Consider the following 14,680-nt stretch of genomic DNA (forward strand, 5'->3'; position numbering starts at 1 on the left):
GAAAGGACCGCTGGAGGGAAATGGCATTTTCTACATGACACCTGACGCATCACTTGTGACAAAAGTATCCCCCTACTCCCAATCCCCCTAAACGAACAAAGGCGACTTCGCGGCCGCCTCTGCTTTATGTCCTTGAACGAAGCCCTCAGGCCTCATTCGTGGATGGTGTACGATCCCATTTCGCAGAGGTTCTGGGTGTCTTCGGTGGTGTCGAGGGTGGCGCTGCCTTCGAATTCCATGCGCATGTCATATTCGCAGACGGTGCGGCCGTCGGCGATCGTCAGTTCGATCGTTTCGCCCGGCTCCAGCACCTGCGAGCCGAAAACATCGCCTTCCCAGTCGTCAACGCCGACCGGTGAGGTGTAGAAATGGGTCAGTGTGGATTTGGTATTGTTCTTCAAGGTGAAGACCAGGTCTTCGGCCTGAGCGATACCGGCGGAAAAGGTCACCATTGCCAGGACGGCGGCAGCGGAAAGAAGGCGGGTCATGTCTGCAAATCTCCGAGCCCGAGATTGGGCGGAAATTTCTTATCTGAGCTGCAATAAAGCGCAATCGTGCAGGCCCATTGTCCCAATAATGGTCCGGGCGACGAGGCGATTTCGCGCCAAAATCCGCCGAAAGTTGTAGACGGCATGGTGCCCTGCCCAATCCGCACCGGTTGGCGCACCGTATAGAGCACACCGATAACGCCTGCCAGAAATCGAGTTGCCAATGCCAGATGCCGACCATGCCCCCATCCTCCTGTGGTTTCGCAAGGACCTCAGGCTGAACGACAATCTGGCTCTATCGGCGGCAGCGGCCACCGGCCGGCCGGTCATTCTCCTCTATATCCGCGATACCGGGGCGGCCGGCACCGGGCCTCTCGGCGGCGCGCAGGCCTGGTGGCTGCATCACTCGCTGACGGCGCTTGACGCATCGCTCAAAGGCATCGGCAGCCGGCTGGTGCTTCGAAGCGGCGACAGTGCCGATGCGCTGCTAGATCTGCTGAAACAGACTTCGGCTGGAGCGGTTTACTGGAACCGGCGCTACGATCCGGCCGGTATCGCGATCGACACGGCGATCAAGGCCATGCTGACTGAGCAGGGATACGAGGTGAAGAGCTTTGCCGGGCAATTGCTGCACGAGCCCTCACGGGTGAAGACCGGCAGCGGCGGCCCCTACCGGGTCTATACGCCGTTCTGGCGGGCGCTGGAGGCGAGCGGCGAACCGGCCGAACCGATCGCCGCCCCGGACATGCTGCCAGCACCGACCGACTGGCCGCAAAGCGAGCCCTTGGAGGATTGGTCCCTGCTACCGAAGCGCCCCGATTGGGCAAGGCATTTTTCCGAGGTCTGGACGCCTGGCGAGACCGGCGCCCTGGCGCGGCTTGGTGATTTCGTCAAAGACGGATTGGCAGGCTACAAGGCCGAGCGCGACTTTCCGGCCCGGCCTTCGACATCGCGGCTGTCGCCGCATCTGGCGCTTGGCGAGATTTCACCGCGGCGTATCTGGCGTGCGACGCGCGGACTGTCGGATCGGATTGCCGCCGAGGACATCACGCATTTCCGCAAGGAACTGGTGTGGCGGGATTTCTCCTATCACCTGCTGTTTCATTGTCCCGACCTTGCGACGAAAAACTGGAACCCGCGCTTCGATGCCTTTCCGTGGAAAGAGGCGCCGGATCTGTTTAGACGCTGGACGCGTGGTGAGACCGGCTATCCGATCGTCGATGCCGGCATGCGCCAACTCTGGCGGCATGGCATCATACACAACCGGGTGCGCATGATCGTCGCCTCCTTCCTGATCAAGGACCTGATGATTGACTGGCGCGACGGCGAGCGCTGGTTTCGCGATACGCTGGTCGATGCCGACCCGGCGTCGAATGCCGCCAGCTGGCAATGGGTGGCGGGATCGGGGGCCGATGCGGCTCCGTTTTTCCGGATCTTCAACCCGATCACCCAGGGCGAGAAATTCGATCCGGACGGCGATTATGTGCGGGCGTTCGTGCCGGAGCTTGCCCGCCTCGACAATCGCTTTATCCACAAGCCGTTCGAGGCTCCCTTAAGCGAGCTGAAAAGGGCCGGCGTGGTGCTGGGAAAGACCTATCCGGCGCCGATCGTCGACCACAAACGAGCCCGCGAGCAGGCGCTTGCAGCCTATAAGGCGGTTTCGGGGTCCGACTGACGATAACGGCCCGGCGGAAAACCTGAGCTGGAGGCATGGTTTTTCTGATCCTTACCGACGGAGGGAATGGCATTTCTTGCCTTCGGATGCTTGCGGTCTGAAAAGACAGGCCCTAACTTCCGCGGAAACAGAAGGCAGATCCCATGGCATTCCACCCCTCCGTTCTCGACGCGATCGGCAATACGCCCCTGATCCGCCTGAAAGGCGCCTCGCAGGCGACCGGATGCACCATTCTCGGCAAGGCCGAATTTCTCAATCCCGGCCAGTCGGTCAAGGATCGCGCCGCCCTGTTCATCATCCGAGATGCGGAGAAACGCGGCCTGCTGCGGCCGGGCGGCGTGATCGTCGAAGGCACGGCCGGCAATACCGGCATCGGCCTGACGCTGGTCGCCAAGGCGCTCGGCTATCGCACCGTCATCGTCATTCCGGAAACCCAGAGCCAGGAAAAGAAGGACGCGCTGCGGCTGCTCGGGGCCGAGCTGGTCGAGGTGCCGGCGGTTCCCTACAAGAATCCCAATAATTACGTCAAACTGTCCGGCCGGCTGGCGGCCCAGCTTGCCAAATCCGAGCCGAACGGTGCCATCTGGGCCAACCAGTTCGACAATACCGTCAACCGCGATGCCCATATCGCCACGACGGCCCGCGAGATTTTTGACCAGACCGCCGGCGAAGTGGACGGTTTCATCTGCGCGGTCGGCTCGGGCGGCACGCTGGCCGGCGTCGGCATGGGCCTGCGCGCCATGAAGCCCGGCGTGAAGATCGGCCTTGCCGATCCGGAAGGCGCGGCTCTCTACGAATTCTACACGAATGGCGAGTTGAAATCCTCGGGCTCGTCGATCACCGAAGGCATCGGCCAGGGCCGCATCACCGCCAATCTCGAAGGGTTTACGCCGGATTTCGCCTATCAGATCCCCGATAGCGAAGCGCTGCCGGTCATCTTCGATCTGGTCGAGAACGAAGGCCTTTGCCTCGGCGGTTCGTCGGGCATCAACATTGCCGGCGCGATCCGGCTGGCGCGCGACCTCGGGCCTGGGCACACGATCGTCACCGTGCTCTGCGATTACGGCAACCGCTACCAGTCCAAACTGTTCAACCCGGACTTCCTGGCCTCCAAGGGCCTGCCGAAGCCGGAATGGCTGGCGCATGTGACTGACTACACCCTGCCCCTCGAGACTGTCTGAGACAGAACCGATGCCGACACAAGCCCTTTACCGCGACGACTTCTACCTGGCGACCTGCGAGGCCGTGGTGACGGCGGTGCATGACGATGGCGGCATCGAACTCGACCAGACCTGCTTTTACGCCACATCAGGCGGCCAGCCCGGCGATACGGGATTTCTGGAGCGGGCCGACGGGGCGAAGATCGCGCTCGGGCAGACCCGGCATGGCGAAACCAAGGACATCATCATCCACGTGCCGCTGGACGGCGAGGTCTTGCCCTCGGTCGGTGAAAAGCTGGTGCTGCATGTCGACTGGGCGCGGCGCTACAGGCTGATGCGCATGCACACCGCCTGCCATCTGCTGTCGGTGGTCTGCTCCTATCCCATCACCGGTGCGGCGGTCGGCGAGGAGGAAAGCCGGGTCGATTTCGACATGTCGGAGACGATCGACCGCGACCAGGTCACGGCCGAGCTGATGAAACTGGTCGAAGAGAACCATCCCATCACGCTGCAATGGATCACCGACGACGAGTTGATCGCCAATCCGGGCATCGTCAAATCGAAGAATGTCCGCCCGCCGATCGGCCTTGGCCGCGTCAGCCTGGTCTGCATCGGCGAGAATTCCGCCGTTGACAGCCAGCCCTGCGGCGGCACACATGTATCCGAGACCCAAGAGGTCGGCGCGATTCACATCGCCAAAATCGAAAAGAAGGGCAAGGAGAACCGCCGGTTCCGCATTCGCTTCGGAGCCCCGGCCGATCCTGCCTGACGCAAGGCCCAAGGGAGAATAGCATGCCAGCGGAAAAAAGCCGTTTTGTCGTATCTGCCGACTGGGTGGAGAAACAGCTCGGCGCGCCGGATTTCAGAATCGTCGACGCCTCCTGGTATCTGCCGGCCCATAAGCGCAATGGTGCGCTTGAATACGCCGCGGGACATATTCCCGGCGCTGTATTCTTCGACCAGGACGCCATTGCCGACCACACGACCAACCTTCCCCACTCCCTGCCCGCGCCGGAATTCTTTGCCGCCGAAATGGGAAAACTGGGTCTGCGGACCACGGACACGATCGTCGTCTACGACGGCCCCGGATTCTTTTCGGCGCCACGCATCTGGTGGATGCTACGCGTCATGGGGGCTCAGAGCGTCTACATTCTCGAGGGCGGCCTGGACGGCTGGAAGAAGGACGACCGGCCATTGCAGACCGACCTGCCGGAACCGGCCACCACCATTTTCGACGTCGCCTTCGACCGCAGCCGCGTCACGTCCTTTTCCGACATGATGGAGATCGTTGAAGCCGGCACACGGCAGATCGCCGACGCACGGCCGGCCGGCCGCTTTACCGGCGACGAGCCCGAGCCGCGCGAGGGCATGCGCTCGGGCCATATGCCCGGCGCCCGCAGCGTTCCGGCCAGCATTCTCTCCGAAAACGGCCAGTTGAAGGACCTCGCAGCGCTCCGCTCGATCTTCAACGCCGCCGACATCGACCTTTCGAAGCCGGTCGTCACCAGCTGCGGCTCGGGTGTCACCGCCGCCGTGATCACGCTGGCGCTGGAATCGCTCGGCCATCACGACAATACGCTCTATGACGGCTCCTGGTCGGAATGGGGAAGCCGGGCGGAAACGCCCGTCGTCACCGGCGCGGCCGAGGAACTGGTCCATGCGCCGCATGGGCCGCTGCATGCCCATGTCACCCAGCTGGAGATGACGGCAGCACCGAAGGCGAGCCTGCCGGTGCCGGTCAATATCCAGACGGCGATCATGCGCACGATCGACATTCCCCTGCCGTTCTACCGCTTTCTGCACCGCCAGGTCGGGGCGCGCTGGCACTGGTACCAGCGGCTGCGCATGAGCGATGCCGAGCTGAAGGCCATCGTCCACAGTCCCAAGGTGTCGATCAGCGTGCTCTACGTCAACGGCGCGCCGGCCGGCTTCTACGAGTTTTCGCAGGTCAGCGAAGAGGTGGTCGAACTCTCCTATTTCGGGCTATTCGAACATGCGCTCGGCATGGGGCTTGGCAAATGGTTCCTGCTGCAGGCGCTCTATGCCGCCTGGCAGAACAATCCGCAGAAGGTCACGGTCACCACCAATACGCTGGACCATCCGCGCGCCCTGCAGCTCTACCAGCGCTTCGGCTTCTCGCCGGTCAATACCTATGACGCGCTGGTCGAGCCGGTCTCGGAAGCGGAACTCCTGCAGATGATGCGGCGCGATCGCGCCTCGCTCTGATCTGCCCCATTTGATCTGACCTGCGACGGCTATTTCTTCTGGCTCTTGAAATAGCCGTCGATCAGGGAGACATGCTGGACCGCCAGTTCGTAGCACAGCGTCAATTGCCGCTCCTGCGGATGCCAGTAGGCGTTCGGTTCGCCACAGCTTTTCGCCGTGAGCGTGATGCCGTCCTTGAACGCGTAGGTGCCTGAAAAACTTTCCGCGACGATTTCCAGCACCTTTGCGTCCTGCAGCACGTCGGCGAACATCTGCAGCGCCTCCTCGCCGGCCGGCTCGTAGCGGATATCGAACTTGGCGACCTTGCCATTCTTCGCCAGGTGAGGCTCCAGCAGGCTTGCCCAACTCGCCTTGGTCCGCTCATATTCGACAACGCATTCCTCGCGACGGGACTGCGGGAAATCCATCGAATCGGCAAATACCTTGAAGTACTCCGCATCGGCGCCGGTCATCATGCAGAGGATCTGATAGGCGCGCTGCCGGTCCAGCGCGTGAGTATCGAGGAACTCGCTTTCGACGAACACCTCCTTGCTGTCGTCGAGCAGGAACCAGCCGTCGGCGGCATCCTGGATCGCCTGGTCGAATTCGTCGGTGTCGCTTTCGAGCATCAGGATGGCCGACAGCGCATCGACGGCATCCTCCTCGCGGCCGAGCACCGGCAGGCCGAATTCCGAGATCAGCATATGGCCGGCTTCGTGAAACAGCACGAAGATCGCATTGTTGACGATGAAGGTGCGGGCCTCGGCCGCCTGCTCGGGCGTCGGCCCTTCGCTGTCGCCGACCGCCTCGGCCGGTGCCGCCGACAGCGCTCCCCACAATCCCAGAGCAGCAATCAGTGCGACGATCCGCGTTTTCATGAAAACCCCCGTTTCCCGCCTGCGTCATGCAAAGGCGCGGGCAAAGTTAGCGGAGCGGCGAGAGGATATAAAACGCCAAGATTGGGCGAATTCGCTGGGATGCGCAGGTTTCGGGTGGCTTGGGCGTTGGCTGCCCGTGACAATGGGGCACACATCCAAGGAGAGCCCCATGACCGATATCCGTTTCACCGCCATGCCGACCGAGACTGCAAAGCAGTACTGGGGCGGAGCGCCCGATGCCTATGACATGGCGCCCGAACGGGCAATCTCGCCCGGCGGCGGACTGCCCTGCCGCCACTGCCTGGGCCTGATCGAAAAAGGTGCTCCCTTTCTCATCCTCGCCTATCGCCCGTTTCCGGTGCTTCAACCCTATGCGGAAACCGGCCCGATCTTCCTGCACGCGGAGGCCTGCGACCGCTTCGGCGGTGGCGACACACTCCCCGAAATCCTCACGACGAGCCCGGACTACATCCTGCGCGGCTATGGCCACCAGGACCGGATTGTCTACGGCACCGGCGCCGTCACCCCGATGGAAAACATTTCCGCTCGAGCGGACGAACTGCTGGCGCGCGACGATATTGCCTATGTGCATGTGCGCTCGGCCCGCAACAATTGCTACCAGTGCCGCATCGACCGGGTCTGAAGTCGAGACAAAAAGAGCCGGCCAGACGAGATCTGGCCGGCCCTGAACGGACGCATCACCGCATTATTTTTGGACCTGACTCTGCGGGATGCGTCCTGAAAAACCTCACGTCGCGTCAGGCAACGTTCAGGACACTTTCCGGGCTGTAAGCCTCATAGCCAAGCGCCTCTGCCACCGGCTTGTTGGTGATGCGGCCCTTGTGGACATTCAGGCCATTGCGCAGATGCCGATCCTCGGCGATGGCGCGCAGGCCGCGATCGGCCAAAGCCAGGCCATGGACCAGCGTGGCATTGTTCAGCGCCTGGGTGGATGTCACCGGCACGGCGCCGGGCATGTTGGCCACGCAATAATGCACGATGCCGTCGACTTCATAGGTCGGCTCGGAATGGGTCGTGGCATGCGACGTCTCGAAGCAGCCGCCCTGGTCGATCGCCACGTCGACGATGACAGCGCCCTTCTGCATGCCGGACAGCATTTCGCGGGTGACGAGTTTGGGGGCTGCGGCGCCGGGAATCAGCACGGCACCGATCACCAGGTCGGCGGCAAAGACTTCCTGCTCCAGCGCATCGATGGTCGAATAGACGGTGTGAACCCGGCCGGCAAAGAGATCGTCGAGCTGACGCAGGCGCGGCAGCGAACGGTCAAGGATGGTGACATCGGCGCCAAGGCCGGCGGCCATGCGGGCCGCATGCAGGCCGACGACGCCGCCGCCGATGACGGCCACCTTGGCCGGCAGAACGCCCGGAACGCCACCGAGCAGGATGCCACGGCCGCCATGGGCCTTCTGCAGCGCCGTCGCGCCGGCCTGGATGGCCAGACGACCGGCAACTTCTGACATCGGCGCCAAAAGCGGCAGGCCACCGCGCTCGTCGGTTACAGTCTCATAGGCAATGGCGGTCACGCCGCTGTCCAGCAGGCCCTTGGTCTGCTCCGGATCGGGCGCCAGGTGTAGATAGGTGTAGAGGATCTGGCCGTCGCGCAACTGCGCCCATTCCGAGGGCTGCGGTTCCTTGACCTTGACCACCATGTCGGACTTGGCAAAGACGTCTTTGGCGGTCGCAGCGATCTTCGCGCCGGCGGCCATATAGGCGCCATCGTCCGCGCCGATGCCGGCACCGGCTCCCGTCTCGACCAGAACCTCATGGCCATGGGCCACATATTCCCGGACGGCACCGGGCGTCAGCCCAACACGATATTCATGGTTTTTGATTTCCTTCGGGCAACCGACACGCATTCAGCGTTCCTCTCTCGTTTGAATGGCTTTCGCCGTCTTTTTCCACCGCACGAAGAAACCAGAATTTCCGGTGAATGTCCTTGCGAAGAGCGATTGCAGAACAGTCGATTTTCGATGATCATTGCGTATATTCGTCATTTTTCGAAGGTTCCACGCATGGCACAGCCCGATACCATTGATCTTGCCATCATGAAGACATTGCAGGCGGAGGGCCGGATCTCCAATGCGGAGCTTGCCGAGCGGGTCGGGCTGTCGGCGTCTGCCTGTTCGAGGCGGCTCGATATCCTGGAACGAACCGGCGTCATCAGCGGCTATCACGCGCGCCTCTCCCACAAGGCGCTGGACTACAAGATGATGGTGATCGTCCACATCTCGCTGTCGGGGCAGTTCGCCAAGACCCTGACGGAGTTCGAGGCGGCGGTGAAGCGCTGTCCGAATGTGCTGGTGTGCTACCTGATGTCCGGCGAATACGACTATATCCTGCGGGTCGCCGCCAAGGATCTCGAGGACTACGAGCGCATCCACCGGGACTGGCTTTCGGCCCTGCCCCACGTCGTCAAGATCAATTCCAGCTTTGCGCTGCGCGAAATCATCGATCGGCCGAATGTCGGGCTCTGAAATTCATCGGTCAGTGCAAATTGAGTGAATCGTTTCAGCCGCTTGCAACCAATGCCTCATAGACTTGTCACATTCGGAGACAGGTCTTTCAATGGGGATCGACGATGCAGAACAATTTGAAGATGGATGGTCGAAAAGTGCAGCGCAACCGATGCCGCATCGACAGCACCGTTAAATACCTGAACCAGCAGGCGGCGGGCCGCGTCCTGAACGTGTCGCGGACAGGTATCGCCATCGAACTCAGCGGCAAGTTCAATGCGGCGACCGGCAGCAATGTCGTCATCGAGAACGACGATATCGGCCTCATCGAGGGCACCGTACGCTGGCGGCGCGACGGCAGGCTCGGCATCCAGATCAAGCAGACCAGCAATTCGCTGGCGCAGATGTCGGCCTATTTCCGTCATTTCCATCGAGAGGTCCGGCCGGTTCTGACCCGATAGAGCCGCCGACCGGCACGGGTATATTGGACCCGTTCCCGCCAGCGCTTGCGGCTCGACATCATACCCTTGTCATTTTCCGGATGCACATCTTCGCAATTGGCCTTATCTCTGTTCGCCATTAGGCCAGTTTTACGTAGGAGATTGCCATGTCGCTCATAGACCTGCACCCCATTTCGCGTCGCTCCCTTCTCGGCGGTTTTGCCGCGACTTCGGCTCTTGTCGTTTTGCATCCCTTCGCAGCCCGCGCCAATGCCGCCCAGGCCCATCTGCGGCTCATGGAAACGACCGATATCCACGTCAATGTGATGCCCTACGACTACTATGCCGACAAACCCAACGACACGATGGGCCTGGCGCGCACCGCAAGCCTCATCGACGCCATCCGCGCCGAGGCCGGCAACTCCCTGCTGATCGACAATGGCGACCTGCTGCAGGGCAATCCCATGGGCGATTACATGGCCTACAAGAAGGGCATGAAGGCCGGCGACCTGCATCCCGTGATCAAGGCGATGAACGTGCTCGGCTATGATTGCGGCACCCTCGGCAATCACGAATTCAACTATGGCCTGGACTTCATGTTCAACACGTTGGGCGGCGCGCAGTTTCCGATCGTCTGTGCCAACCTGACCAAAGGCGAACTGGCCACCGACGCCAAACAGGACCAGCTGTTCTTCAAGCCCTATGTCATTCTCGACCGGATGATCAAGGACGGCGCCGGTAACGAGAACCCGATCAAGATCGGCTTCATCGGCTTCGTGCCACCGCAAATCATGCTGTGGGATGCCAAGAATCTCGAAGGCCGGGCGCAGACGCGCGATATCGTCGCCGCGGCCCGCGCCTGGGTGCCCGTGATGAAGGAGGAAGGCGCCGACATCGTCGTGGCGCTATCCCATTCCGGCATCGACGGCCACGGCCAGACTGAACGCATGGAAAACGCCTCGCTCTATCTCGCCGGCGTCGAGGGCATCGATGCCGTCTTCACCGGCCACCAGCACCTGGTCTTCCCCGGCCCGAAGAGCTTTGACGACGTGCCGGGCGCCGATCCGGTCAAGGGCACCCTGCTCGGCAAGCCGGCTGTCATGGCCGGCTTCTGGGGCTCGCATATGGGCCTGATCGACCTGTTGATCGAAAAGGACGGCAAGAGCTGGAAGATCGTCGACTTCACCTGCGAGGCGCGGCCGATCTATCATCGCGATGACAACCGCAAGATCGTCGCCGACACCACCGACAAGCCGGAGGTGGTGGCTTCGGTCGCGGAGGAGCATCAGGCGACGCTCGACTATGTCCGCACCCCGGTCGGCAAGACCTCGGCGCCGCTCTATTCCTATTTTGCGTTGGTGGCCGACGATCCGTCGGTACAGATCGTCTCCAATGCGCAGACTTGGTACATCCGCGACATGCTGAAGGAGACCGAATACAAGGATCTGCCGATCCTTTCGGCCGCGGCACCCTTCAAGGCCGGCGGCCGCGGCGGCGCGGACTATTATACCGATGTGGCGGCGGGCGACATTGCCATCAAGAATGTGGCCGACCTCTACCTTTATCCCAACACCGTTCAGGCCGTGCTGATCACCGGCGAGCAGGTCAAGAACTGGCTGGAAATGTCGGCCGGCATGTTCAACCAGGTGGCGGCCGGCGCCAAGGATGTGCCGCTGCTCAACCCGGATTTCCCATCCTACAATTTCGACGTCATCGATGGGGTGACCTATCAGATCGACCTGTCCGTTCCAGCGAAATACGACAAGGACGGAAAGGCGGTCAATCCGGAATCAAGCCGTATCAAGAACCTCAGCGTCTTCGGCCAGCCCATTGATCCGGCACAACGCTTCGTCGTGGCGACCAACAATTACCGCGCCGGCGGCGGCGGCAAATTCCCCGAGATTGCCAGCGACAAGGTGATCTTCGTGGCGCCCGATACCAATCGCGACGTAATCGTGCGCTACATCATCGATCAGGGCACCATCAACCCCTCGGCCGACGACAACTGGAGCTTTGCGCCGGTCGACGGTGCCACGGCGATTTTCGAGACCGGCCCGAAGGCCCGCGCCTTTGCAGGCGATGTCAAGGGTGCCAGGATCGAGGATGCCGGCGACGGTGCCGATGGCTTTGCCAAGTTCCGGCTGTTTCTATAGGGGATAAAGTCTACCTATTTCTTCCCGAACCCGCGGTCACCAGACCGCGGGTTCTGCTTGTCCCGCTGCCGTTTGCTTGAGTCGATTCAAGCCCGTAGCGCCTGATCCTGGCGAACTGAATCAAGGACCTCACCCGGAAAATGAGCCGGGCAGGAGGACAGCTTGTGGCGGAAGGCCTCTATCAGCCAGGCAGCCGCCGGTCCTGGCGGCGATGCCGTCTTGCGGATCGCATAGATCGAGTAATGGCCCTGCTCGTAGGCCTCCAGATTGAGATGAACCAGGCGGCCCGACAGGATATCGTCATGGATGACGGAGGCCGGCAATCCGCCCCAGCCGAGCCCGCCGCGGATCAGGTGATGCTTGGTGGCGATGTCGCTGACCCGCCAGGTCTTGTAGGACAGCACGTTGAAATCGCGTCCCGTGGTCAGGTCCGATGCATCGGTGACCACGAGCTGGACTTCCTCCCGCACGTCGGCCAGCGTCAGCGGTCCTGCGATTTGCGCCAGCGGATGGGTGGCTGCGGCAACCGGCAGCAGGAAATTATGGCCGATCCGCTCGACCTGCAACGAATCGTCCTGCCGCATCAGGGCACCACCAATGCCGATCGACGAGCGTCCGGTCATCACCAGCTCCATGATCCGCCCGAGTTCACCGACATCGAGGCGCAGGGCGACCGATGGAAAGATCGTGCGGAATTCCTTGAGCACGGCGACCATGGCGTCGGTCGGCACCATGACGCTGATCGCGACCGACACTTCCGCCTCCAGGCCCTGCTTCATGCTGATGGCGCGTGCCCGCATGACCTGGAGGTCGCCGACGATGCGCCGGGCATCCGCCAGCATCGCCTTGCCGGCATCGGTCAGTTTCGGCTGGCGCGCGCCATTGCGCTCGAAGAGCGACACGTCGAGCTGCGCTTCGAGATTGCCGATCGTGTAGCTGATCACCGACTGGGCGCGGTTGAGCCCACGGGCGGCGGCTGAAAAGCTGCCGGCATCGGCAACGGCGAGAAAGACCTGCAACTGGTCGAGGGTCGGGTTGGCGTCCATGTCTCATCCAATAATTCGATAATTACAATCGACATTATCACGGTTTTTTCGATAGCAGCAACGGCCTATCTGTGGGCCACAGCGGCGAGGTTCTCCCTGCCCGGCCGCGAAGCCAACACGATAAGGAACTGCCATGTCCTCCATTCTTCTGATCACTTCGAGCCCGCGCGGTGCCGAATCCCAGTCCAGCAGCGTTGCCACCGACCTTGCCGAGAAGCTGAAGGCCCAGACCGGAGCGCAGATCGTGCATCGCGACCTGGCCGCTAATCCGCTCGCCCATGTGGACGGCACCTTCACCGCCGCCATCCGCAAGCCGGCAGCCGATCGCACACCGGCCGAAGCCGAAGCCGCCGTCATCTCCGACGAATTGGTCCGGGAACTGCTGGCCGCCGACACGCTGGTGATCGGCACCGGCCTGATCAACTTCAACATCTATTCGTCGCTGAAGACCTGGATCGACCATGTCGCGCGCGCCGGCCTGACCTTCAAATACACAGAATCCGGTCCGGTCGGCCTTGTCACCGGTAAGAAGGCTTATGTGGTTCTGGCCTCGGGTGGGGTCTATTCCAGCGGCCCAGGCGCCCCGATGAACCATGCTGTTCCTTACCTGCAGACGGTTCTCGGCTTCCTGGGTATCACCGACATCGAAACCATCTATGTCGAAGGCCTGGCCTATGGACCGGAGGCCGCCGAAAAGGCGATTGCCGCCGCTCACGCCAAGGCTGCAGAGCTGGCCCAGGCAGCCTGAAGAACCACGACTGCACAATGACAGGATCCGGTCGCGAGAGCGGCCGGATTTTTTCGTGCCGCCAACACGGGCCAATTGTCAGACGATGCCGACGACACAGTTGCGGCCGGCGTCCTTGGCCTTGTAGAGACGCTCGTCGGCCAGGGCCAGCAGGCTGTTGAAACTGCCGCCATCATGCGGCGCGGTGGCCACCCCGATACTGATCGTCACCGGCTCACCAGCCATGTTGCGGATCGTCGCGGCCATGGTGCGGCAGAGATGGCCCGCCAGCCCCAGGGCATCGCCATGGGATGCTTCCGGCATCAGCACCACGAATTCCTCGCCGCCATAGCGGAAGATATGGTCACCCTCCCGCAACTGGCCGGCCATGCCGTCGGCAATGGCCTTCAGGACCTCGTCACCATGCAGATGGCCGAACCGGTCGTTGACCGACTTGAAGTGATCGACATCGACGATGGCCAGGCTGACCGGCGTACCGATGCGCAGCGATTCGCGGATCAGCCGTGGCGCCTCGATCTCCATGCGGCTGCGGTCGTAAAGCCCGGTCAGCATGTCGCGCCCGGTCCTGGACAACAGATCCTCGTAGCGCTCGCGAAATGTCAGGTCGCTGAAGACATCGCCGATCGGGCGGCGGGAATGGGTGATGTTGTGATCGCGGAACATCGACTGGTACAGCATGAAGAATGCCGCATAAAGCGTGACCGAGAACATCTTGGCCTTCAGGCCACCCCAGAACACGCTGGCCGGCGCATCGTAGAGATAGTTCAGGAGCGCATAGAAACCGATCTGGTCGAAAGTCAGCACCAGCATGCCGCTCAAGGCAAAACGCACCACCGTCCGGCGCAACCAGGTCCGACCGAGCCGTTCGTAGAGCAGGATGATGCCGAGCGCGTCGAGATAGAGCAGCGCCGTGCCCCAGATCATCAGCAGTCCCATGTCCTGCAGGAAGCCCATGTCGGCGAACTGGCGGGGCGCCATTTCCACCGGCTGATGCAACAGCACGACCTGGGCGACGGCGACCGTCACCAGATTGCCGAGAAACAGACCGTAGATCGGCTGGCGGACGGTGGAGGCATCCTCCTTGATGTAGAGCATCAGGATCATCATCAGCTTGCCGGTGAAAAAGACCGACGAACCCGGCGAGACCACGCCAAAGGGAAGGCTTACATAGAAGACGGCCGCCAGATAGGTCTCGACGAAATGCATGACGCCGAGGGCCGTCAGGAAAACGCCAAGACCGATCCTGTGTCGGAAATGCAGCAGAGCCGTCATCAGGCTGAAATAGAGCGCGGCTTCGGCCAGAAAGAGCGCCAGATTTATTGTTTGAACCATCGGGCTCCACTCGTCCGCTGCCGCCAAGACCGTACGGACCCTCTCCATTGCGGCTCCACGAAGAAGCCGACTCAGCTTCGG

The 14,680-nt window shown here is 62.0% G+C and carries 14 protein-coding genes; 9 read left to right on the top strand and 5 right to left on the bottom strand.

What is annotated here, in order from left to right; genetic code table 11:
- Nucleotides 1–152 precede the first annotated feature (152 nt).
- Complete coding sequence (locus HFC70_RS09730) at nucleotides 153–488, bottom strand: DUF3108 domain-containing protein (protein WP_168473041.1); 336 nt, start codon at nucleotides 486–488, stop codon at nucleotides 153–155.
- A gap of 223 nt (nucleotides 489–711) precedes the next feature.
- On the opposite strand from HFC70_RS09730, the gene HFC70_RS09735 reads away from it, so the two are divergent.
- From HFC70_RS09735 to sseA, 4 genes are all read left to right on the top strand, one after another.
- Complete coding sequence (locus HFC70_RS09735) at nucleotides 712–2,163, top strand: deoxyribodipyrimidine photo-lyase (RefSeq protein WP_168473042.1); 1,452 nt, start codon at nucleotides 712–714, stop codon at nucleotides 2,161–2,163.
- 143 nt (nucleotides 2,164–2,306) lie between these two features.
- Nucleotides 2,307–3,344, top strand: a complete 1,038-nt coding sequence (locus HFC70_RS09740; protein WP_168473043.1) for a cysteine synthase A — start codon at nucleotides 2,307–2,309, stop codon at nucleotides 3,342–3,344.
- Between the two features lie 10 nt (nucleotides 3,345–3,354).
- Nucleotides 3,355–4,092: an alanyl-tRNA editing protein gene (locus tag HFC70_RS09745; protein WP_168473044.1), complete on the top strand. Its 738-nt coding sequence runs from the start codon at nucleotides 3,355–3,357 to the stop codon at nucleotides 4,090–4,092.
- A 23-nt stretch (nucleotides 4,093–4,115) separates the two neighbouring features.
- A complete protein-coding gene (sseA, locus tag HFC70_RS09750; RefSeq protein WP_168473045.1) occupies nucleotides 4,116–5,549 on the top strand; it encodes a 3-mercaptopyruvate sulfurtransferase in 1,434 nt (477 codons plus the stop codon).
- A 29-nt stretch (nucleotides 5,550–5,578) separates the two neighbouring features.
- Here sseA and HFC70_RS09755 read toward each other — a convergent pair whose 3' ends face one another.
- Nucleotides 5,579–6,406 carry a DUF4344 domain-containing metallopeptidase gene (locus HFC70_RS09755; protein WP_168473046.1) on the bottom strand — a complete coding sequence of 276 codons (828 nt, stop codon included), beginning with the start codon at nucleotides 6,404–6,406 and terminating at the stop codon, nucleotides 5,579–5,581.
- 169 nt (nucleotides 6,407–6,575) lie between these two features.
- Here HFC70_RS09755 and HFC70_RS09760 point away from each other — a divergent pair, with 169 nt between their 5' ends.
- Nucleotides 6,576–7,049 (top strand): DUF1203 domain-containing protein, encoded by a 474-nt coding sequence (locus HFC70_RS09760; protein ID WP_168473047.1) that lies wholly within the window; start codon nucleotides 6,576–6,578, stop codon nucleotides 7,047–7,049.
- A 115-nt stretch (nucleotides 7,050–7,164) separates the two neighbouring features.
- On the opposite strand, the gene ald is transcribed toward HFC70_RS09760, so the two are convergent.
- Nucleotides 7,165–8,283: an alanine dehydrogenase gene (ald, locus tag HFC70_RS09765; protein WP_168473048.1), complete on the bottom strand. Its 1,119-nt coding sequence runs from the start codon at nucleotides 8,281–8,283 to the stop codon at nucleotides 7,165–7,167.
- Between the two features lie 156 nt (nucleotides 8,284–8,439).
- Between ald and HFC70_RS09770 the strand changes: the two genes are divergently transcribed.
- The 3 genes from HFC70_RS09770 (at nucleotide 8,440) to HFC70_RS09780 (ending at nucleotide 11,473) form a co-directional block, all read left to right on the top strand.
- The gene (locus tag HFC70_RS09770; protein WP_168473049.1) at nucleotides 8,440–8,901 is read left to right on the top strand and encodes an Lrp/AsnC family transcriptional regulator; all 462 of its coding nucleotides are present in this window, start codon (nucleotides 8,440–8,442) and stop codon (nucleotides 8,899–8,901) included.
- A gap of 104 nt (nucleotides 8,902–9,005) precedes the next feature.
- Nucleotides 9,006–9,341, top strand: a complete 336-nt coding sequence (locus tag HFC70_RS09775) for a PilZ domain-containing protein (protein WP_168473050.1) — start codon at nucleotides 9,006–9,008, stop codon at nucleotides 9,339–9,341.
- A gap of 146 nt (nucleotides 9,342–9,487) precedes the next feature.
- On the top strand, nucleotides 9,488–11,473 hold the full coding sequence (locus HFC70_RS09780) for a bifunctional 2',3'-cyclic-nucleotide 2'-phosphodiesterase/3'-nucleotidase (protein WP_168473051.1): 1,986 nt from the start codon (nucleotides 9,488–9,490) through the stop codon (nucleotides 11,471–11,473).
- An 86-nt stretch (nucleotides 11,474–11,559) separates the two neighbouring features.
- Here HFC70_RS09780 and HFC70_RS09785 read toward each other — a convergent pair whose 3' ends face one another.
- Nucleotides 11,560–12,519 (bottom strand): LysR family transcriptional regulator, encoded by a 960-nt coding sequence (locus HFC70_RS09785; RefSeq protein WP_168473052.1) that lies wholly within the window; start codon nucleotides 12,517–12,519, stop codon nucleotides 11,560–11,562.
- 133 nt (nucleotides 12,520–12,652) lie between these two features.
- On the opposite strand from HFC70_RS09785, the gene HFC70_RS09790 reads away from it, so the two are divergent.
- The gene (locus HFC70_RS09790) at nucleotides 12,653–13,267 is read left to right on the top strand and encodes an FMN-dependent NADH-azoreductase (RefSeq protein WP_168473053.1); all 615 of its coding nucleotides are present in this window, start codon (nucleotides 12,653–12,655) and stop codon (nucleotides 13,265–13,267) included.
- A gap of 78 nt (nucleotides 13,268–13,345) precedes the next feature.
- Here HFC70_RS09790 and HFC70_RS09795 read toward each other — a convergent pair whose 3' ends face one another.
- Nucleotides 13,346–14,599 carry a diguanylate cyclase gene (locus tag HFC70_RS09795; protein WP_168473054.1) on the bottom strand — a complete coding sequence of 418 codons (1,254 nt, stop codon included), beginning with the start codon at nucleotides 14,597–14,599 and terminating at the stop codon, nucleotides 13,346–13,348.
- Between the last annotated feature and the right edge of the window lie 81 nt (nucleotides 14,600–14,680).

Origin of the sequence: Agrobacterium sp. a22-2, from assembly GCF_012276985.1 — a bacterium.
In the GTDB taxonomy this organism is placed as follows: Bacteria; Pseudomonadota; Alphaproteobacteria; order Rhizobiales; family Rhizobiaceae; genus Allorhizobium.

Coding starts and splice junctions, on each gene's coding strand:
- HFC70_RS09785 (WP_168473052.1), bottom strand. CDS start 12,519: ATGGACGCCAACCCGACCCTCGACCAGTTGCAGGTCTTTCTCGCCGTT.
- HFC70_RS09780 (WP_168473051.1), top strand. CDS start 9,488: ATGTCGCTCATAGACCTGCACCCCATTTCGCGTCGCTCCCTTCTCGGC.
- HFC70_RS09740 (WP_168473043.1), top strand. CDS start 2,307: ATGGCATTCCACCCCTCCGTTCTCGACGCGATCGGCAATACGCCCCTG.
- HFC70_RS09775 (WP_168473050.1), top strand. CDS start 9,006: ATGCAGAACAATTTGAAGATGGATGGTCGAAAAGTGCAGCGCAACCGA.
- HFC70_RS09730 (WP_168473041.1), bottom strand. CDS start 488: ATGACCCGCCTTCTTTCCGCTGCCGCCGTCCTGGCAATGGTGACCTTT.
- HFC70_RS09770 (WP_168473049.1), top strand. CDS start 8,440: ATGGCACAGCCCGATACCATTGATCTTGCCATCATGAAGACATTGCAG.
- HFC70_RS09795 (WP_168473054.1), bottom strand. CDS start 14,599: ATGGTTCAAACAATAAATCTGGCGCTCTTTCTGGCCGAAGCCGCGCTC.
- HFC70_RS09760 (WP_168473047.1), top strand. CDS start 6,576: ATGACCGATATCCGTTTCACCGCCATGCCGACCGAGACTGCAAAGCAG.
- HFC70_RS09745 (WP_168473044.1), top strand. CDS start 3,355: ATGCCGACACAAGCCCTTTACCGCGACGACTTCTACCTGGCGACCTGC.
- HFC70_RS09790 (WP_168473053.1), top strand. CDS start 12,653: ATGTCCTCCATTCTTCTGATCACTTCGAGCCCGCGCGGTGCCGAATCC.
- HFC70_RS09735 (WP_168473042.1), top strand. CDS start 712: ATGCCAGATGCCGACCATGCCCCCATCCTCCTGTGGTTTCGCAAGGAC.
- sseA (WP_168473045.1), top strand. CDS start 4,116: ATGCCAGCGGAAAAAAGCCGTTTTGTCGTATCTGCCGACTGGGTGGAG.
- ald (WP_168473048.1), bottom strand. CDS start 8,283: ATGCGTGTCGGTTGCCCGAAGGAAATCAAAAACCATGAATATCGTGTT.
- HFC70_RS09755 (WP_168473046.1), bottom strand. CDS start 6,406: ATGAAAACGCGGATCGTCGCACTGATTGCTGCTCTGGGATTGTGGGGA.